The organism is Salinimicrobium tongyeongense (assembly GCF_026109735.1).
Taxonomy (GTDB): Bacteria; Bacteroidota; Bacteroidia; order Flavobacteriales; family Flavobacteriaceae; genus Salinimicrobium; species Salinimicrobium tongyeongense.
Genome location: NZ_CP069620.1, coordinates 263979 through 282453 on the forward strand (window position 1 = coordinate 263979; position 18475 = coordinate 282453).

17 protein-coding genes are annotated in these 18475 nt (G+C 40.5%); 5 read left to right on the forward strand and 12 right to left on the reverse strand.

What is annotated here, in order from left to right; genetic code table 11:
- The first annotated feature begins 123 nt into the window (after positions 1 to 123).
- Complete coding sequence (locus tag JRG66_RS01170) at positions 124 to 1068, forward strand: O-fucosyltransferase family protein (RefSeq protein ID WP_265163914.1); 945 nt, start codon at positions 124 to 126, stop codon at positions 1066 to 1068.
- The gene (locus JRG66_RS01175) at positions 1062 to 2084 is read left to right on the forward strand and encodes a glycosyltransferase family 10 domain-containing protein (protein WP_265163915.1); all 1023 of its coding nucleotides are present in this window, start codon (positions 1062 to 1064) and stop codon (positions 2082 to 2084) included. The genes JRG66_RS01170 and JRG66_RS01175 overlap by 7 nt, the downstream gene beginning before the upstream one ends.
- Before the next feature lie 41 nt (positions 2085 to 2125).
- Here JRG66_RS01175 and JRG66_RS01180 read toward each other — a convergent pair whose 3' ends face one another.
- The 11 genes from JRG66_RS01180 to JRG66_RS01230 all read right to left on the reverse strand — a co-directional run bounded on the left by JRG66_RS01180 (position 2126) and on the right by JRG66_RS01230 (position 12075).
- Positions 2126 to 3382, reverse strand: a complete 1257-nt coding sequence (locus tag JRG66_RS01180) for a sulfate adenylyltransferase subunit 1 (RefSeq protein ID WP_265163916.1) — start codon at positions 3380 to 3382, stop codon at positions 2126 to 2128.
- Between the two features lie 33 nt (positions 3383 to 3415).
- Positions 3416 to 3808, reverse strand: coding sequence for a GxxExxY protein (locus tag JRG66_RS01185; protein ID WP_265163917.1), 393 nt, complete (start codon positions 3806 to 3808; stop codon positions 3416 to 3418).
- 41 nt (positions 3809 to 3849) lie between these two features.
- On the reverse strand, positions 3850 to 4755 hold the full coding sequence (cysD, locus tag JRG66_RS01190; protein WP_265163918.1) for a sulfate adenylyltransferase subunit CysD: 906 nt from the start codon (positions 4753 to 4755) through the stop codon (positions 3850 to 3852).
- Positions 4755 to 5348 carry an adenylyl-sulfate kinase gene (gene cysC / locus JRG66_RS01195; protein WP_265163919.1) on the reverse strand — a complete coding sequence of 198 codons (594 nt, stop codon included), beginning with the start codon at positions 5346 to 5348 and terminating at the stop codon, positions 4755 to 4757. Before cysC ends, cysD begins: the two co-directional genes overlap by 1 nt.
- Positions 5349 to 5363: 15 nt before the next feature.
- Positions 5364 to 5828 carry a DUF2061 domain-containing protein gene (locus JRG66_RS01200; protein ID WP_265163920.1) on the reverse strand — a complete coding sequence of 155 codons (465 nt, stop codon included), beginning with the start codon at positions 5826 to 5828 and terminating at the stop codon, positions 5364 to 5366.
- Positions 5818 to 6618, reverse strand: a complete 801-nt coding sequence (gene cysQ, locus JRG66_RS01205) for a 3'(2'),5'-bisphosphate nucleotidase CysQ (protein ID WP_265163921.1) — start codon at positions 6616 to 6618, stop codon at positions 5818 to 5820. The genes JRG66_RS01200 and cysQ overlap by 11 nt, the downstream gene beginning before the upstream one ends.
- Before the next feature lie 105 nt (positions 6619 to 6723).
- Positions 6724 to 8118, reverse strand: coding sequence for a UDP-glucose 6-dehydrogenase (locus tag JRG66_RS01210; protein WP_265163922.1), 1395 nt, complete (start codon positions 8116 to 8118; stop codon positions 6724 to 6726).
- A gap of 62 nt (positions 8119 to 8180) precedes the next feature.
- Complete coding sequence (locus JRG66_RS01215; RefSeq protein ID WP_265163923.1) at positions 8181 to 8552, reverse strand: four helix bundle protein; 372 nt, start codon at positions 8550 to 8552, stop codon at positions 8181 to 8183.
- A 138-nt stretch (positions 8553 to 8690) separates the two neighbouring features.
- Positions 8691 to 9971 carry a nucleotide sugar dehydrogenase gene (locus tag JRG66_RS01220; protein ID WP_301334923.1) on the reverse strand — a complete coding sequence of 427 codons (1281 nt, stop codon included), beginning with the start codon at positions 9969 to 9971 and terminating at the stop codon, positions 8691 to 8693.
- An 8-nt stretch (positions 9972 to 9979) separates the two neighbouring features.
- A complete protein-coding gene (locus tag JRG66_RS01225) occupies positions 9980 to 10975 on the reverse strand; it encodes an SDR family oxidoreductase (RefSeq protein ID WP_265163924.1) in 996 nt (331 codons plus the stop codon).
- Positions 10976 to 11040: 65 nt separating this feature from the next.
- Positions 11041 to 12075, reverse strand: a complete 1035-nt coding sequence (locus JRG66_RS01230; protein WP_265163925.1) for a LacI family DNA-binding transcriptional regulator — start codon at positions 12073 to 12075, stop codon at positions 11041 to 11043.
- 344 nt (positions 12076 to 12419) lie between these two features.
- Here JRG66_RS01230 and JRG66_RS01235 point away from each other — a divergent pair, with 344 nt between their 5' ends.
- The 3 genes from JRG66_RS01235 to JRG66_RS01245 all read left to right on the forward strand — a co-directional run bounded on the left by JRG66_RS01235 (position 12420) and on the right by JRG66_RS01245 (position 14206).
- Positions 12420 to 12743: a phosphoribosylpyrophosphate synthetase gene (locus JRG66_RS01235; protein WP_265163926.1), complete on the forward strand. Its 324-nt coding sequence runs from the start codon at positions 12420 to 12422 to the stop codon at positions 12741 to 12743.
- 65 nt (positions 12744 to 12808) lie between these two features.
- Entirely contained in the window at positions 12809 to 13300 is a 492-nt protein-coding gene (locus tag JRG66_RS01240) for a Dps family protein (RefSeq protein WP_265163927.1), read from the forward strand.
- 6 nt (positions 13301 to 13306) lie between these two features.
- Complete coding sequence (locus tag JRG66_RS01245; RefSeq protein ID WP_265163928.1) at positions 13307 to 14206, forward strand: mechanosensitive ion channel family protein; 900 nt, start codon at positions 13307 to 13309, stop codon at positions 14204 to 14206.
- Positions 14207 to 14738: 532 nt separating this feature from the next.
- Here the strand turns inward: JRG66_RS01245 and JRG66_RS01250 are convergent.
- Positions 14739 to 18461 (reverse strand): ShlB/FhaC/HecB family hemolysin secretion/activation protein, encoded by a 3723-nt coding sequence (locus JRG66_RS01250; protein ID WP_265163929.1) that lies wholly within the window; start codon positions 18459 to 18461, stop codon positions 14739 to 14741.
- Positions 18462 to 18475 lie beyond the last annotated feature (14 nt).

Genomic DNA, 18475 nt, shown 5'->3' on the forward strand with positions numbered 1-18475 from the left:
TTGGTTGTCTTTAAAAGATAAAGCGAAAGTAAAACTTATTCCCTGAAAAAAGACAAAAGTGGATTTTAAAAGGAAAATATACCATATTAATCCTAATTTTGGGGTACAACCTACCATCAGCAATTGGAAAAATTAAATCACACTGAAAAATTACGCAGGTATAAGGAGTTGAACAATTCATTTGAAGAGAAACTCACATTCCATTTTGGAGCCAATGCCGGATTCTTTTCTGAATTTAATAATATGGTTTTTGCCATTCTTTACTGTTTACAGAACAAGATTGATTTCAGGTTATATTCGAAGAGGGGAAATTTAGCTTATAACAAAGGTTGGCAGGATTTCTTCTCACCTTTTTGTGAGGAAACTGAATTCTATCTGCACAGCAGGTATAACAGAAGAGCCTACCAGATGGAAAGAGCCAAAGCTTTTCCTCCTGCTCTTTTAAGAATTATTTCAGGCAACCGCTATTTAACCCAGGATATCTGGGACAAGTTTCGCAGTAGGAAATTCGAATTGGAAACCTTTAATATCCCAGAACTGGAAATAATTAACGAAACTCTTCCACGTGCAGCTCAGACCATAATTCAAATGATTTGGAATTATAATGAACCTGCTAAAACCTATATTAATAAATTCAAAGCTTCAGTTTCTTTACCTGAAAGGTATTTAAGTATTCATATTAGGGCCGGAGATAAAACAAAGGAAAGTAAAATCTTTAATACTGAATCTTACATGGGAGAGGCAGAAAAATTAGGAATTTCTGAAAATATTTTCGTTTTAACCGATGATTACCGCCTCCTCCGGGAACTTAAAATAAAATATCCTGCCTGGAATTTCTTTACTTTATGTCATCCTTCAGAAGAAGGATATGTACACAACGAATTTCTTAAACTCAGCAAAAAGGAAAAATATCTAAAACTGTTGAAGCTTTTAGCCAGTATTGACCTATGCGCTGCTTCTGAACATTTTATTGGCACGTTTAGTTCTGGTCCCGGTAATTACCTGGGTATGCGAATGGGAGAGGAGAAATGTACAGGTATTGATTACAAAAGCTGGTTACTATGGTAGTAAATAATAAAAAGGTAGAGGTAAACTCAATGTCAAAAAAAGTTTGGTTTACTGATTTCTATCAAGGTTTTGATCCATCTAATAATTATTTGCACGATCTTTTAAGCCGCCAATACAAAATTATTCTTGATCCAGAAAAACCAGACTACCTCATTTATTCCTGCTATGGACGGGAGTTTTTAAAATTTGAAGATTCTGTTAAAATCTTCTACACGGGAGAGAATTTAATCCCGGATTTTAACCTTTGTGACTACGCAATTGGATTTAGCCACCTGGAATTTGGAGAACGTTATTTAAGGTATCCGAATTTTGCTCTAATTCCCGACCAGTTTAAAGAGCTCCTGAAGCCCAGGTCCTTTACAACAGAAGACGTTGAAAAAAAAGAATATTTCTGCAACTTTATTTATTCCAATTCACAGGCAGACCCTGTGAGAGATGATTTTTTTCATCTATTAAACAGCTACCGGAAAGTTCTCTCTCCGGGCAGGCATCTCAATAATGCTTCCATGGATATTGGGGGAAGATTTACCGAGGACTGGATGTATTCAAAACTGGAATTTCAATCTAAATGTAAATTTTCCATAGCTTTTGAGAACTCCTCTTCTCCCGGTTATACTACAGAAAAACTGATGCACGCTTATATCACTAATACAATCCCAATTTACTGGGGAAATCCTGAAGTAATCAAAGATTTTAATCCTAAATCTCTTATTAACTGCCATGAATACGGCAACCTTGAAAAAGTAATGGAAAAGGTGAAGGAAATAGATGAAAACAACCAGCTTGCCGCCGAAATATTAAACGAACCTCCGTTTCAGGAAAATATTATCCCTATCCATCTAAGGGAGGATACTCTTGAAAAATTCTTACGCTCTATTTTCGATCAAGATCCAAAAATGGCATTTTTGAGACCCCGCTTTGGAACCACCCGAAACTATGAAAATGAATTGATTAAAAAATTTCATTCGGAGAAACCGGGAAGACTATCTTCCCTAAAAAGGTTACTGAAACTTTAATAAAAGATTACACGGGTTTTGTCTGATTACAAGGATTTCGTTTAGACAATCATCCCCGCCGCCACAGTTTCATTGGTTGATTCATCAATAAGAATAATACTTCCGGTATTTCTGTTCTCTCTATAGGAATCTGACATAATTGGCCTGGTACATCTCAATTTGACCCTGGCTATATCATTTCGGGAAAGATTTTTATCATCAGCTATTCTATCGTAAGTATTGATGTCTACCTTGTAAATAACCTCCTTAATCATTGCCCTTTGCTCATTACTTGTATGCATAAGGCTGTATTTTGCCCTTGGCCTGGCTGCTTCATCATGAAGCCAGCATAGCATGATATCAAATTCCTGAGTCAACTCTGGTTGATTATTCACCCTCACAATCATATCACCTCTACCTACATCTATATCATCTTCTAAGGTCATTGCAACCGACATAGGGGCAAAAGCCTCCTGTACCTCAACCTCACCCGTATTGATAGATTTTATTTTGGAAGTAAAACCAGATGGCAAAACTGCCACTTCATCTCCAACACGGTAAATTCCACTCGCCACTCTTCCTGCATAACCTCTATAATCCCTATACTCTTCATTTTGAGGCCTCAAAACGGTCTGCACAGCAAAACGAGCATCAATTTTATTAACGTCACTACTAATGTGAAGCGTTTCCAGAATGTTAAGCAGGGTTCCTCCCTGATACCACAACATTTTTTCTGACTGATTAACCACATTATCTCCTTCCAAAGCACTAATAGGAATGAACCGAACATCCTTCATGAGCAGCTTTGAAGAAAACTCTTCGAATTGCGAGATAATTTCATTGAACCTTTGCTCGCTAAAATCAACAAGATCCATTTTATTAATACACACAATAAGATGTGGAATATTCAGTAAAGAAGCAATAAAAGAATGTCTCTTGGTCTGTTCAATCACCCCATGGCGAGCATCAATTAATACCACTGCTGCGTTGGCTGTAGACGCCCCTGTAACCATATTCCTGGTATACTGAATATGTCCCGGGGTGTCTGCAATTATAAATTTCCTCTTGGGAGTCGTAAAATACCTGTAAGCAACATCTATAGTAATTCCCTGCTCCCTTTCGTCTCTTAACCCATCGGTAAACAGCGCGAGATCTACCCCCTTGTGCCCTTTCTTTGCACTGGTAGCGCTCACCGATTCAAGTTGATCTTCAAAGATTGATTTTGAGTCGTATAAAAGGCGGCCTATTAAAGTTGATTTGCCGTCGTCTACAGAGCCGGCGGTGGTGAATCTCAGTAATTGGTTATTATTTATTTCCATTATGATGCGAATTTTCGCAAATTTCTAAACGAATTAATGCGAAGGTTTTGTGTTTACTATTCTTTTATATGTCAGTGAAGATTCACCAAAATTGATGAGAATCCCCAGTTCTTTTTTTGTTGCAGTTAAGTAATTTTTAAGCTGCGCCTGAAAGGCAACTGGAACGAATTTGACTGTTTTTATTTCTAAAACTATTTTATCGTAGCAGATGAAATCAGCTTTATAAAACTTTTTTAGTTGTTGTTCTTCGTAGAATATATTCAACTTCACCTGTCGATTGAATGGAATATTTTCTTTCTCAAATTCTTTAGCTAAGGCTTCTTCATATACAGCTTCCAAGAATCCATTTCCCAGGGTTCTATGAACTTTCATACAAGCTCCGATTATCTTATAGCTTTCTTCTTTATATAAGATTTTCTCCTCCATCTAATTCGCGATAATTTGTATTAATTCGTGCCAAATTCGCATTAGAAATAGCCTTGCTTCTTCCTGTCTTCCATCGCCGTCTCACTCCGTTTATCATCAGAACGATCTCCTCTTTCGGTTTTACGCATTGCTGAAACTTCCTGAACGATCTTTTCCAACGTATCGGCTTCAGATTCTATTCCTCCTGTGATAGTAATATCGCCCAGAGTTCTAAAGCGGATTTTTTTAACTTCCGATTTTTCATCTGGACCCAATTTTAAAAATTCAGAAACAGGTATCCATGAATTATTTCTCCATACTACTTCCCGCTCATGTGCAATGTAAAGCGACGGGATTTCAATATTTTCTCTTTTTATATAATTCCACACATCCATTTCGGTCCAGTTACTGATGGGAAAAGCTCTAAAATGCTCCCCTTCAAAATGTTTTCCATTTAAAAGGTTCCACAGTTCCGGGCGCTGGTTCTTTGGATCCCATTCTCCAAAATCATTACGGTGGGAAAAAAATCGCTCTTTTGCCCTCGCTTTTTCTTCATCCCTTCTCCCACCACCTATAGCACAGTCTATTTTGTGCTCTTCAATAGCGTCGAGCAATGTAGTAATCTGAAGGGCATTCCTGGTTGCATTTTTTCCTTTTTCCTCTGCTACCCGTCCTTTATCTATAGAATCCTGAACCGAGCCCACCAATAATTTCACCCCTAGTTTCTTTACGAGATCATCTCTAAACTGAATGGTTTCAGGAAAATTATGGCCGGTATCCACATGAAGCAGCGCGAAAGGAATTTTGGCCGGAAAAAAGGCTTTTTTGGCAAGGTGTGTCACCAGAATGGAATCCTTTCCGCCGGAAAATAGTATTACCGGGTTTTCGAACTGTGCCCAAACCTCCCGCAGGATATAAATAGCTTCAGATTCCAGCTCATCGAGATAATTTAAGTAGTATTTGCTCATTACAATTTTAATTTTTGTTGCAGAAACTGGTAAAGCCTTTCAATAGCTTCTTCTGCAGATTCCTCCACAGTTTTAATTTCGAAATCCGGATTTTCAGGGGGTTCATAAGGGGAACTAATCCCGGTAAAATTCTTTATTTCTCCCTTCCGGGCCTTTTCATAAAAACCTTTTACATCTCTTTCTTCGCAAACTTCCAGCGGCGTATTCACAAACACCTCCACAAAATTTTCTTTTCCTATTATATCTTTAGCCTGCTCCCTATCCTCTTCTAAAGGTGAAATAAAAGCTGCTACAGTCACAATTCCCGCATCCACAAAAAGTTTGGCCACTTCTGCAATCCTCCTGTTATTTTCATGGCGATCTTCCCTACTGAAACCGAGACCCTTATTAAGTCCGCTTCGGATGTTATCCCCGTCGAGAGAATAAGTGGATATACCCTCTCTAAAAAGGCGTTTTTCAAGCCTGTTTGCCATAGTTGATTTACCTGAACCTGAAAGCCCAGTAAACCAAACAACCAACGATTGATGTTGGTTCTTTTTATTCCTGTCTTCTTTAGAAATGCTGTAATTATGTTGTATAATATTCTTTGTCATACCTTATAGAGCTCCCTAGTCATTTGAAGCCAAAATATTTACATCAGGATCTTTAGATTTTCGTTTATCGGCAATCCCAAAGTCAATTCTATACCAGGCTCTTTCATGAAAATAGTACAGCAGCATCTTGGTAACCACTTCAGCAAGTCCAATTTTTAATCCGGTAAGCGGATTCCCGGTAATGATCCAGGCAAGAAGCATAGTATCTACCGTACCTACAATTCGCCAGGAAATTGTTTTCGCTACATGCCTTTTTCTACTACTCCACCTTCCCGAAGACGCCAAAAATTCTCCTTTAAACCACAATCTTTCATGAAAATAGTAAAGAATCATTTTGGTTACTACTTCAGCCAAACCAATTTTTAACCCTGCAAAAGGATCGCCTGAAATGATCCAGGCCAGGAAAAAAGTATCAAGTGTACCAACAATTCTCCAGGTAATGGTCTTGGCTAAATGCCTTTTATAAGACTTATCTTTCATAAACAACAGAAAAATGGTCGTTTTTAAGATTTTCCCTGTTGTAAGTAATACGCTCACCTGAATCTGCCCATTTACAGGCAAAACCAACAGCCTCACAAATAGCCTGCCCGGCAGCGGTATCCCACTCCATGGTGGGGCCAAACCTCGGATAAACATGGGCTGCACCCTCGGCAAGTAAACAAAACTTTAAAGAGCTTCCCCTGGATATTACATCCACTTCTTTCCCACCTGTTTTAAGTTTCTCTATAAAATCTAGGGTTGCCTGATTCATATGTGACCGGCTACCAACTACCTTGATCTGGGATCCTGCCTGTTCGGGAAAAATTTGCCTCGCATTTTGGAAAATCTCATCTACGTGAACATCTTCACTTTCTACTACCACCTGAAAAGCTTTAGATTCAGACACATCAGCAAAATAAAGCGACTTTAAAGCAGGAGCATAAATGACACCCAAAACAGGGTTCCCTTCCAACACAAGGGCTATATTAACAGTAAATTCCCCGTTCCTTTTTACAAACTCCTTGGTCCCGTCTAAAGGATCTACTATCCAGCATCTTTTCCAATTTTTTCTTTCTTCAAAAGAAAGCTGGGTATTCTCTTCACTTATTACAGGCACCCCTGTAGGGATCAGGAACTCATTAATAATATCGTTCGCTTTCCGGTCGGCAATGGTCAAAGGGGAATCGTCTTCTTTGAGTTCAACCTGAAGATCCTTTTCCTCATAAATTTTCATGATCTCCCTGCCGGCCGCAATAGAAGCCTCTATAGCTGTTTTTAAATAATCTTTCATAGAGGAGCCAAATATACCCAAACCTGTAGAAACAGAGAAAGACAATCACTAAAAAAGATATCTCTATCTCTTTAATGGGCTTTTTAATCCTGTTTCAGTGGCAATTCAATTTCCAATGGCATAGAATTCAAACCCGATCTCCTTTTTGGTATTGGGTTCCAACAGCCTTCTTCCATCAAACAAAAATGCAGGTTTTAGCATCTGGTCATAGATCTTTTTCCAATCAAGTTGCTTGAATTCATCCCATTCGGTAAGTACTGCAATAGCATGAGCATCTTTACAGGCTTCCATAGGCGAATTAACCACGGTGACTGCCTGCCGGTTGGCATCTCCACTACGACTTCCGAGGTAATCAAGATCTGAGTAGATCTGTTCTTCTGTCACTTTTGGATCATATACCACAATTTCAGCCTGTTCATTCAGGAGATAATCTGCTACATAAATGGCTGCAGATTCCCGGGTATCATTTGTATCCTTTTTGAATGCCCAGCCTAATATAGCGATCTTCTTCCCCGACACGGTATTATACATGGTTTGGACCATATTAGCCGCAAAACGCCTTTTTTGATAGTCATTCATAATGATCACCTGCTCCCAATAATCTGCAACCTCCTTAAGATTATAGGTTCGGGCAATATACACCAGGTTTAGAATATCTTTCTGAAAACATGAACCTCCAAAACCTACAGAAGCTTTAAGAAATTTAGGCCCTACCCTACTGTCCATTCCCACCGCTTTGGCAACTTCATTGACATCAGCACCGGTCTTTTCACACAGTTCTGAAATTGCATTAATAGAAGAAACCCGCTGTGCAAGAAAGGCATTTGCAGTAAGTTTAGACAACTCTGATGACCAGACATTGGTAGTAAGAATCTTTTCTTTAGGCACCCATGAAGCGTAAATATTCACCAGGGCTTCCATAGCCTCCCTGCCTTCTTCACTTTCAATATCGCCACCAATCAAAACACGATCGGGATTTTTCAAGTCTTCCACTGCTGTGCCTTCAGCTAAAAACTCGGGATTGGAAAGAATTTGATACTTAACCCCATTCCCAGTGTTATCCAAAATATTCTTTAAAGCAGCAGCTGTTCTTACCGGCAAAGTTGATTTTTCGATGACAATTTTATCATTTTTGGCTACTGCAGCAATTTGTCTGGCACAGAGTTCTATGTACTTCAAATCCGCAGCCATACCTTTTCCAATTCCGTAGGTTTTGGTAGGAGTGTTGACCGAAATAAAGATCATATCGGCTTCATCGATAGCTTTATCTACATTCGTAGAGAAGAAAAGGTTTCTGTCTCTGGTTTCTTTTACTATTGCAGAAAGCCCCGGCTCATAAATAGGAATCTTCTCTACATCGGGATCATTCCATTGTTTTATTCTCTTTTCATTGATATCAACAACGGTTACTTTAACACCCGGACATTTCTGTGCTATTACTGCCATCGTGGGGCCACCAACGTAACCGGCACCAATGCAGCAAATGTTTTTTATTGTCATAATTTGGTAATTCGTTAAATCGTTAAATCGGGAATCGTTAAACAGATTTTAGCTTTCCAATTTTACTTTTCGTTTTCTTTTCTTAAATATCTGATGTACCCATTTATAATTTGAATACACCTGGTTGTTTTAATTCGGATTTCACCCAGAGTCTCCTCATTGATGTAACCCCATGATCTTGCTTCAAGGGAATGATCCAATATTTCAGCAACGGAACCACGGGTATTTAGTAAAAACTTTATATTCTCTTTATAATAATTTCTTCCCCAACCTTCAGCTATGTTAGCTGTCGTAGAACGGGAAGCTCTGAGGATCTGACTGTAAAGCTGAAACTTTTCAGATGCCGGCAATTTCCGGAGAATATTTTCTTTGACAAAAAGTTTTAATTCATTGCACCTCTGCCAACACTCCAGATCCTCAAAATTAGTTGTCATTTACTCTTCGTTAATTCAAAAATCGTTAAATCATCATTTCGTAAAATTTGATCCATTTAGAAGATGTTTCCCGTTTTTCATCTCCGATTCCCGTTTCCCGATTCTCGATTCTTATTTCCAGTTTCCCGAATAACACAGCTAAAGCTTCTTATCACACCTATCTCCCAATACACCTTTTACATCATAGATCACCGTCTGACCATTTTTGAACTGATCGAGGTTGAGGTCAAGGAATTCTTTGTGAGCAACCGTAAGCACAACGGCTTCAAATTTCTGATTAGGTAGTTCCCTTTTAGTTGTAAGGCCGTATTCATGTTGTACTTCCTCAGAGTCGGCTAATGGATCATAGATAGTCACATTCGTTCCGTATTCCTTTAAGTTTTTAATAACATCAACAACTTTTGTATTCCGAACGTCAGGGCAATTTTCTTTGAAGGTTATACCCATCACCAGAATATTTGCACCCTTAACTTTCTGATCATTCTGAAGCATTAGCTTGACCACCTCAGAAGCCACATATTGCCCCATGGAATCGTTCATACGCCTACCGGCAAGGATGATCTCTGGATGATAACCTATCTCCTGCGCTTTTTGAGCCAGGTAATACGGATCGACACCAATACAATGTCCGCCGACAAGCCCTGGTCTAAAAGGCAGGAAATTCCATTTTGTTCCTGCGGCTTCCAGAACCGCCTGGGTATCAATATTCATCATGTTGAAGATCTTTGCCAGTTCATTTACGAAAGCAATGTTTATATCACGCTGAGAATTCTCAATGACCTTGGCGGCTTCGGCTACTTTAATGGTAGGTGCAAGATGAGTTCCGGCTGTGATGACAGAGGCATATAACTCATCCACTTTTTTTCCTATTTCAGGAGTTGAACCTGCAGTGACTTTAAGAATTTTTTCAACTGTGTGTTCTTTATCTCCCGGATTTATCCTTTCAGGGGAATATCCTACAAAAAAATCTTCATTATATTTTAATCCACTAACGCGCTCAAGTACCGGCACACATTCATCTTCAGTAGCTCCAGGAAATACGGTGGATTCATAAATTACAACATCACCTTTTTTTAATACTTTCCCAACAGATTCGCTGCTCTTGTACAAAGGTGTAAGATCTGGGCGGTTATTTTTATCTACCGGAGTAGGAACAGTAATAATGTAATAGCTACTGTTCCTGATATCTTCCAGTTCGGCAGTACAATAAAGACCTTTTTCACTGGAAGGCGACTCCACAAGTACCTCCTGCAAAATCTCATTCTCAACTTCTAAAGTAGTGTCTTTACCCTGTCTCAGCTCCTCAACACGGCGTTTATTAATATCAAATCCTACTACAGGATATTTTGATGCGAACAATCTTGCTAAAGGCAAACCAACGTAACCAAGACCTACAACTGCTATTCTGTTCTTATCCATTTTTTTAATTACAAATTTTTATAATACCACTCCACCGCTTCTTTTAATCCTGCTTCTATTTTATATTTTGGATCGTAACCCAACAAAGTTTTGGCTTTATCTGTAGAAGCTAAAGAGTGCGGAATATCCCCCGCCCGGTTTGGGCCATGCTTTACTTCCACCTCAGAGATCTCCGGATCATATTCCGCAAGATATTGTTTAAGCAACTGGGCTAATTCCTTCAGGTTGGTCCTGTCGCCTACTGCAGTGTTATAAACCTGATTTAGCGCCTCCTTGTTACTTGTAGTCAAAGCAAGCAGGTTCATCTGGATAACGTTATCTATGTACGTGAAATCCCTTGAATATGTGCCATCGCCATTGATGACCGGACTCTCATGGTTCATAAATTGAATTACAAACTTCGGGATCACCGCCGCATAAGCACCATGTGGGTCCTGTTTCCTCCCAAAGACATTAAAATACCTTAACCCTATGGTATCAATACCATAGGTAGAATGGAAAATATCGGCGTAAAGTTCATTTACATATTTGGTAATGGCATAAGGTGACAAGGGTTTCCCTATTTTATCTTCTATCTTCGGAAGGGCTTCCGAATCACCATAAGTAGAAGAACTGGCCGCATAAACAAAACGTTTCACCCCGGCATCCCGAGAAGCCACAAGCATGTTTAAAAAACCTGATATATTTACCTCATTACTAGTAATTGGATCATTTATAGATCTTGGAACAGATCCTAATGCCGCTTCATGCAAAACAAAATCTACCCCTGCGACAGCTTTTTTACAGTCTTCCAGGTTTCTAATATCCCCTTCGATCAAAGTGAAGTTTTCATGATTTTGAAACGCTGCAAGGTTTTCCTTTTTTCCTGTGGCGAAATTATCAAGACAAACCACCTCAGCCTTAAGGTCTAAAAGGGCTTCACATAAATTGGAGCCAATGAATCCTGCCCCACCTGTAACTAATACTTTTGAAGAACTGAGCAATTCAAATTGTTTGCTGTTCATTAATTGAAATTTGGATTGGTTTAAATTTTACCCGCCAAAGGTAAAATTTTCGAAGAAGCTAATTACTAATTTCCTCTTAAAGAAGCTCCTTTTTTTACAAATTGTGTAGATTCATAATGAACAACTTCTGTATCTATAATGATCTTTTCTTTTGGCCCGGTATTTTTTCTATTTATCCTGCTAATAAGAACATCCATAGCTTTTTCACCGATTTTGTCTGGAGATTGGTCCACAAAACTAACCGAGGGCGTAAGATATTTTGCAAGTCCTCCCCTGATAAAGCCAATAATCTTAACATCTTCAGGGATTCTGAGACCATTTTCATAGGCTAACCTGTAAGTAAGCATGGTGCTGTCAAAATCGCTGCACAAAACGGCTTCAACCTTATCCTCTAAAAGCATCTTCAGGGTTTTTTCCCTCAGGCTTTCCAGTTTAGCCGAATTTGCCAGGTAAAAGGTATCATCTTCCCTCAGCGCTTCCTTATAGCCTTCTATCCGGGCTTTTCCTACCCCCATATGATGAATGGAAGTGGCAATCCCAATTCTTTTCAATCCTTTATTCTGAAGGTCTCGTGTGGCATCATAAAACACTTTCCTGTCATCTATCCCCACCTTATCAACCGGCATATCAAAATCTATACGATCGTAAAGCACAACAGGAATATCATACTGAATAATGCTTCTAATGTGTTCAAAATCTTTCTTCCGCTGGGTTTCTTCGGCTATGGCGATTAAAACCCCATCAACAAAACCTGCAGTGAGCATTTCGGAAATCTGCTTTTCCCGCTCATGAGATTCATTCGAAATATAAGTAATTACCTGCAATCCCTCACGTTGTGCCCTAGCTTCCATACCCGACAACACCTTTGCGAAAAAAGAATTTGCTATATTTGGTATCAGGACTCCAATAGTTCCGCTTTTACTGCTCTTTAAATTTACAGCCGTAGGGTTGGGCCGGTATTTATGCAAAGCCGCAAGCTCCTTTACCCTCTCAATAGTTTTCGGACTAATTTCTGGGCTGTCATTTAAAGCCTTTGAAACTGTCGAGACTGAAACGTTCAGCAACTTGGCCAACTCCTTGAGGGTAATTCTTGTTTTCATCAAAAAAATATATAGGGGTTAGCTACAAATTTAATAAAGCCCGAGTAAATTCAATATTTTTTGTTTGAAACTTCTGAACTTTTTTATAATTTATTACAAAGTCATTTTAATATGCAGTTTTTTAAAAGTTATTGGTTCTATATCATAGCAGCCTTCATCACCATTTTTGGCCTTATTACGGGATGGTATTTCTTTTTCTTGCTGGTACTGCCTTTCGGGTTATTTAATTTCGGCGGGAAAGACCCCAGGAAGTAGCTGCGTTAAATTAATACTAATCCCGCGTGCTTACTTGCATACCCCAAATTTGCAGCGTAATTTAATCCTGAACCAAAATAAAACCAGTAATGAAACAAAAAGGAACACTTTCTCAAACCTTAAACATGCTTCGCACAGAAGAAGGCTATGAAGAAGATTTCAACCTTCTAGATGAAGAACTCAAATCTACTGAAGAAAGAGAAAAATTTCTTTCCCAAGACTTTGTTGTAGATGAAGTCTACCGGTTTGAAGGCCCTTCCAATCCCGGTGATGAAGCTACTCTTTATGCTATTACCACTTCTTCGGGAAGAAAAGGTGTTCTGCTTGACGGGTACAATTATTCTTCAGGCCAAATCTCTGAGGAACTACTTAAAAAACTGGACCTCAAGAGCAACCGGCCAACTTCAGAATAGGCTTCGATTTACCGCATAATTATTGTATATTTGTATACTAAATAACAAAACCATAAATAAAAACTATGAGCTACTTAGGTTTAGACGCCAAAGAAACGTCAAATACAGTTCAGGAACTTAATGTTCTTTTAGCCGATTATCATCTATACTATCAAAAACTTCGCAACTATCACTGGAATGTAATAGGAAAGAATTTCTTTGATCTTCACGAGAAATTTGAAGAGCTGTATGACGATGCTAAAATTAAAATTGATGAGATTGCCGAGCGTATCCTCACCTTGAGGTACCAGCCTACAAGCAATTTAAGCGAATACCTTAAAATTTCTAACCTCGAAGAATCAAAATCAGATCTTTCAGATTTACAGATGATCGAAAATCTTCTTAAAGACCACGGTACTATCCTGAAGCAAATGCGCAAGGTAGTTGAAGTGGCCGAAAAAGGAGGAGATGAAGGCACCATTGACCTTATAGGTGCTTACATCAGGGAACTGGAAAAAACCAGCTGGATGTTGGATGCCTGGAAAATGAAAACAGCCGAACAACATAAGCCGGTATAACACTTAATGTCGCAAGAAGAATTTGACATACAAAATTCCGTAGAAGGAATTTGGACGAAATTAGGCGAATGGCTGGATTCCATAATCCTGGGTTTGCCTAATTTCATTTTGGCCGTTCTGGTCTTCATCCTTTTTGTTTTAGCTGCCAAATACCTGGGAAAACTGCTCGATAAGCTCCTCAGGTTTAAAGTAAGGCAGGCCTCCATTCGTGAAATCACCATCAAGATCCTCAAGGTAGTAGTCATTGCCATAGGGTTCTTTGTGGCTCTTGGCCTGCTCAACCTCAACACCGTACTCACATCTGTACTGGCCGGTGCCGGGGTGGTGGGGCTTGCTGTGGGTCTCGCCCTGCAGGGCACCCTAAACAACACCTTTTCGGGGATCCTGCTGAGTTTCCTTCCCGAATTACAAATTGGGGACTGGATCGAAAACAACGGCTATGCCGGAAGGGTCGTGGAAATCAACCTGAGAAGTATCGTCATCAGGGAAGCCGATAATAATTACGTGGTAATTCCAAACTCCCAGGTAATTGATGCCCCTTTCAAAAACTTTTCCCGCACATCGCGCTCAAGGATCACAGTAAGCTGCGGAGTAGCCTACAATTCTGATCTTGAACTCGTAAAAACCATCACCGTTAACACCATTTCAGAACTTTTTCGTCAAAAAAAGGGCGAAGAAGTAGAATTCATGTATAACGAGTTTGGAGATAGTTCCATCAACTTTGTGGTGAGGTTCTGGAGCGATGCCACCAACAACAGGGACATACTTTTTGCCCGAAGCACTGCCATCATGGCCATTAAAAAGACTTACGACGAGCATGACGTCAATATTCCTTTCCCAATTCGCACGCTTGAATTCAACAACAAACTCAATATACAAAAGCCGTCTGCAGAAGGGGAACTATAACCCCACTTAAAAGCCCTTATCCATATCCCTCTACCAGTACTGAATAATTTTATTTCTGCTGAAGATCGTTTCCTGCTGACTTCTCAAAAATGGCAAAAAACCGGAGCATTTTTCACCTTCTTTAAAAAAGCCATCATTTTTACTGAAACTTGCTCTAAAAGACACTGAAATCCCTCTCTTTAAACCGTTTTATCCAGGTTTTGAACTCAGCAGGCAGGAATTTTATCATTTCCTGCCGGAAAATTCTCATTTGAAGATATTTTTAAAGCTGAAAAGCAGTTTTTGAGAGGGCAATCATCTTATTTCCTTTCAGAAAAGGTTAAATCAGGGTCTTTTCATTCTTCTGAAAGGGCATTTGAAAACGGCATTTTTAGAACATCAAAAAAACTGCCTTAAAAGCCGTTTTTGAATCCTTTTGAAGAAGCGCGATTTAATTATTCACTTCCGGTTTAACAGAAGTTATCGCACGACTTCAGAGGGAATTCTGAACAACTTTTAAGACAGCTTTGAAATATTTTCCGAAGAAATTAGGTTAAAAACTCACTCCCAAACTAAAACTGAAGCGGAGTTTCTCACCGCCTGAAAAAAGGTTGAGTTTCGCCGAAACAGCCTCGGCCCCGGTTATCCATAATCCGCCGCCATAGCTGTCATGCCACAGGTTACTGTCTTCGCCGTCAAGCCAGACCCTACCCACGTCATAACCGGCAAATACACCAATCTGGAACGGCACGAACGAAGTTTTGAACTCATCAAAACTGTACCGTAGATCATTGCCCCAAACAAAAGCACTTTCTCCAGAGAAACGTTCTTCCCTGAAACCTCTAAGGCTTTCGGCACCCCCAAGAGTCGCAGCCTGGTAGAACTCGAAATCGTCTTCCCAAAGCACTTCGGCATTCACCCGGGAATTGATCACCCACTTGTCATTTCGCGTTACCGCCTTGTAGAACTCGAGATATGGACGAACAAAACCGTAGAGGTTATCGGTTTCGCCGGTATTAATCTTTCCGCCGCCAACAAATTCAAATTTCATCCCGTTGGTTGGGTTGAGCACATCATCATAGCTTTCATACCTAAAAAGCCCTTCTAAGCCGGCAAAATACTGGCGGTCAAAAAAGTTGGTTTCCTTCATGTATTCCCCTGAAAGAAAACGCCCACTGGTCTCCTCAATTTGTACGCCTTCAAAAGATGCGGTTAACTGGTAGAAACGACCAAAAGGGGTGTTTTTGACAATTCCGGCATCCCCGCCTATCCTGCTAATGCGCACCCGGTTAAAATCTTTACCCAGTTCTTCTTCATAATTTTTGGTCTCATTACCCATTCCGAAGAAATTTCGGGTGTAACTGGGATTTGTAAAATGGGCTTTCAGAAGAAAGTTATAGTCTCCAAAAATATTGGCGAATTCGCCGCGGTACCTCAAATCAAAACTTTCAGTAGCAAAATAATACCCGGCCCTAAACCTGTGCTGAGCGGTAAAAGGGTTTCTTCGGAAACCATATTTGGTAAAGGAGGTGCTCACGCCCACCTGGAAGCCGTCATCGGGATTATAACCCACTGCCGGAAGTATGGAACTTGAGGTATAGATCTTGCGATCTTTATCAAAAACATTCACCTCGTAGTTATCTGTGAAAGTAATATCTGCACCGTCGTTGACCTCAACGGTGTTGGGCAGGGATTCATGATCATAAACCTTCACTTTTTTGCCATTTTTGATCCTGTAGATGTCATTGTTCTGCCCCCCAATGATCCTCACCAGAATTTTAGCGGGAGCTTCCCCAAAGACTTCAAAAATATCGTCATCATCGAGGCCGTACACCCATAATTCGCCGGTCACAGCAGGATCGTACTCCCTATTGCTCACCACATCGGCCTTTTCACCATCCTTTATTCTGTAAACGCTCACTCGGGTCTTGCCTTCGGGAAGACGTTCAATTTCAATATGATCATCTTTATCGGTAGCAGTGATCATGGCAAATTTGGCAAAGTAGTTATAGTACCTTTCAGCAATGTCAACTATATTATTTCTTCGAGCCTTCAGATTTCTTATAATTCGCTGAGTTGCTTCTCCCCGGGTTTCTTCCGGAAGTTCTGCAAAGGCCTCTTCAATAACTTCATCTGTGATTTGCTCCTGCAGGTACCTGGCCTGCCGCAACCATTCTTCTTTTGAAGAATTTTGAATGAGGCTCCTGTCCAGCCCCACGGCAGCCGAGTTAAACCACTCGATGTTGCTGATATCCTCATCATAAACCGCAAATTGATTGGCAAATCCGGTTAAGCCTCTTAAGGTGTTAAAGAAAGCGCCATCAAAATTGGAAAATACCTGATCTCTGTCTCGGGGAATGGGCTTAAAAAGGTGGTTTCCTGCTTCATCCTCAATTTCGGCCCATCTCCATTGGTCTTCATGCCTGTCCCAATCGCCCACCAGCATGTCAAAAATCCTTGCCCTTATATAAGCTGCCTCGTCAAGACTGTATTTTTCATCACGGCGAAGTCGCTCAAATACACCTGATGTACTTTCAATATCATGGTTTGGACTGCCAAAAGATTCATATCCAACCCAGCCTTCTTCGGGCCGCTCCACGATCATGTAAAGTTCATCTCCATATTCACTGTTGAAATCTCCCAAAGCTTTTTGCTTCGGAACATAAAATACCTGCGGATTTGTATGGAAAATCCCGGCAGCTTCAGACAGTTTCGGAATTGCCAGAAAGGCATAAGGATGTGCCGAAGTATAAAAATCCCTAATAACATCTTCGGCAAGGGTATTCTCAAATTTGGTTTCTACAGGCGTGTCTTTGTAGGCCACGGTTTGAATGAACTGCACGGCACTCTTCTCGAGCGCCCTAAGGTTATAATCCCTCCCCTGCGAATCTTTTAACCGGAGAGAGCGAGTTTGGTGCCCTCCCCCGGCCCGCTCTACGGTGAGCCCACCGTACAAAGTATCGAGAATGGCCACGGGAACTTCTACCGGTGTTCCATACAGATCTCTGTACCTGTCTCCCCAAATGCTTTCGTAGGTGGTAGACACCAAGGTATCGGCAGGCTCATAGACTGAGGCGCGTACCCTTTGCGGGAAAGACGTTGAAAGGGTATCGGTATTAAATGGCTGTGGCGCAGCAATGACTTCTTTTTGATACAGCAATTTTGGTTTTTTATTTTCACTGCCGTACATACTTACCCAGGAAGAGCCATCTTTAAAAATGTCAAGCGTGGCAAACCCCTGGCCCGAATAAGCAAATAAGCCGTCGCTCCCCAGCCCCACATAAGAAGCCTTGGATGCCGACCCGGAGACTATCTGCTTAATCTCATCGTGTTCAATGTACTGTACCGAATGATCGTGCCCCGAAACAAATACGACATTCCCCCAGCGGGAAGCAATAGTTTCTATGCGTTTTCTCATTCCCTTATAGCGTTCATTCTGAAGATCGGTACTGGTTACACCTCCTGTTGTTCTAATGAAGTTGGCCAAAGTACCAAGAATAGGCAGCGGTAGTTTGCGCTGGGTAGGATAAAGGTGGTCTGTAAGGCTGAAGTTTCCGCCGTGCAATCCGTTGGTATATAATGGATGGTGAATTGCAAAGACCACAGTCTTGGTCTGGTTCTTTTTTAACTCGCTGTCAATTTCCTGGAAAAAGGCTTCTCTGGTCTTTATTTCATCACAGTCGTCGTTAATTTTGGGGTGCTCATCCCAGTCTTCGAGAAACCACTGAGAGTCGGCCACCAAAAGCTGAATACTATCTGTGACCTCAATAGAAGTCAATCCGCAACCGGCTTCAGGAAGAAAGACGTCGTCTCTTTCGAGTTTTTCCCGAAGGTAATCTGCCTGGCGTTCCAACCCTGTTAATCCCTGGGCATACCAGTCGTGGTTTCCCGGGACGAAGAACAGGTTTCCGTCGTAATTCTCTACTGCATCTATCTGGGCATCCAGGCGGTATTCCATAAGTTCCCTCTCGGGGTGGTCTTCAGAAACAAGACCTGCAGGGTATACATTATCACCAAGGAAAATAGTGTAATTACCCACCTGTTTTACTGAGTCTATATAAGTCTTGAACGCAAGAAGGGCTTCGGAAGAGCCTCCCGGAGGAGAATATCCTCCGTCTCCCAGTAGATAAAATGATTTTTCAATTTCTTTTTCTGTGGGATAACCAAAATCTTCTGAAGGTTCATCCTTGGCAAAATAAAGCTGATTAAGGTGTGGTGCACAGCCTGTGATTACAATAAACAGTGCCAGTGTTAGAAATATGTTATTTTTTCTCATACAAAATTATTGGG

Bases quoted from the DNA above. Each gene is read 5' to 3' on its own strand.
- JRG66_RS01175 (WP_265163915.1), top strand. From the start codon at position 1,062: ATGGTAGTAAATAATAAAAAGGTAGAGGTAAACTCAATGTCAAAAAAA.
- JRG66_RS01180 (WP_265163916.1), bottom strand. From the start codon at position 3,382: ATGGAAATAAATAATAACCAATTACTGAGATTCACCACCGCCGGCTCT.
- JRG66_RS01185 (WP_265163917.1), bottom strand. From the start codon at position 3,808: ATGGAGGAGAAAATCTTATATAAAGAAGAAAGCTATAAGATAATCGGA.
- cysD (WP_265163918.1), bottom strand. From the start codon at position 4,755: ATGAGCAAATACTACTTAAATTATCTCGATGAGCTGGAATCTGAAGCT.
- cysC (WP_265163919.1), bottom strand. From the start codon at position 5,348: ATGACAAAGAATATTATACAACATAATTACAGCATTTCTAAAGAAGAC.
- JRG66_RS01200 (WP_265163920.1), bottom strand. From the start codon at position 5,828: ATGAAAGATAAGTCTTATAAAAGGCATTTAGCCAAGACCATTACCTGG.
- cysQ (WP_265163921.1), bottom strand. From the start codon at position 6,618: ATGAAAGATTATTTAAAAACAGCTATAGAGGCTTCTATTGCGGCCGGC.
- JRG66_RS01210 (WP_265163922.1), bottom strand. From the start codon at position 8,118: ATGACAATAAAAAACATTTGCTGCATTGGTGCCGGTTACGTTGGTGGC.
- JRG66_RS01215 (WP_265163923.1), bottom strand. From the start codon at position 8,552: ATGACAACTAATTTTGAGGATCTGGAGTGTTGGCAGAGGTGCAATGAA.
- JRG66_RS01220 (WP_301334923.1), bottom strand. From the start codon at position 9,971: ATGGATAAGAACAGAATAGCAGTTGTAGGTCTTGGTTACGTTGGTTTG.
- JRG66_RS01225 (WP_265163924.1), bottom strand. From the start codon at position 10,975: ATGAACAGCAAACAATTTGAATTGCTCAGTTCTTCAAAAGTATTAGTT.
- JRG66_RS01230 (WP_265163925.1), bottom strand. From the start codon at position 12,075: ATGAAAACAAGAATTACCCTCAAGGAGTTGGCCAAGTTGCTGAACGTT.
- JRG66_RS01235 (WP_265163926.1), top strand. From the start codon at position 12,420: ATGAAACAAAAAGGAACACTTTCTCAAACCTTAAACATGCTTCGCACA.
- JRG66_RS01240 (WP_265163927.1), top strand. From the start codon at position 12,809: ATGAGCTACTTAGGTTTAGACGCCAAAGAAACGTCAAATACAGTTCAG.
- JRG66_RS01245 (WP_265163928.1), top strand. From the start codon at position 13,307: ATGTCGCAAGAAGAATTTGACATACAAAATTCCGTAGAAGGAATTTGG.
- JRG66_RS01250 (WP_265163929.1), bottom strand. From the start codon at position 18,461: ATGAGAAAAAATAACATATTTCTAACACTGGCACTGTTTATTGTAATC.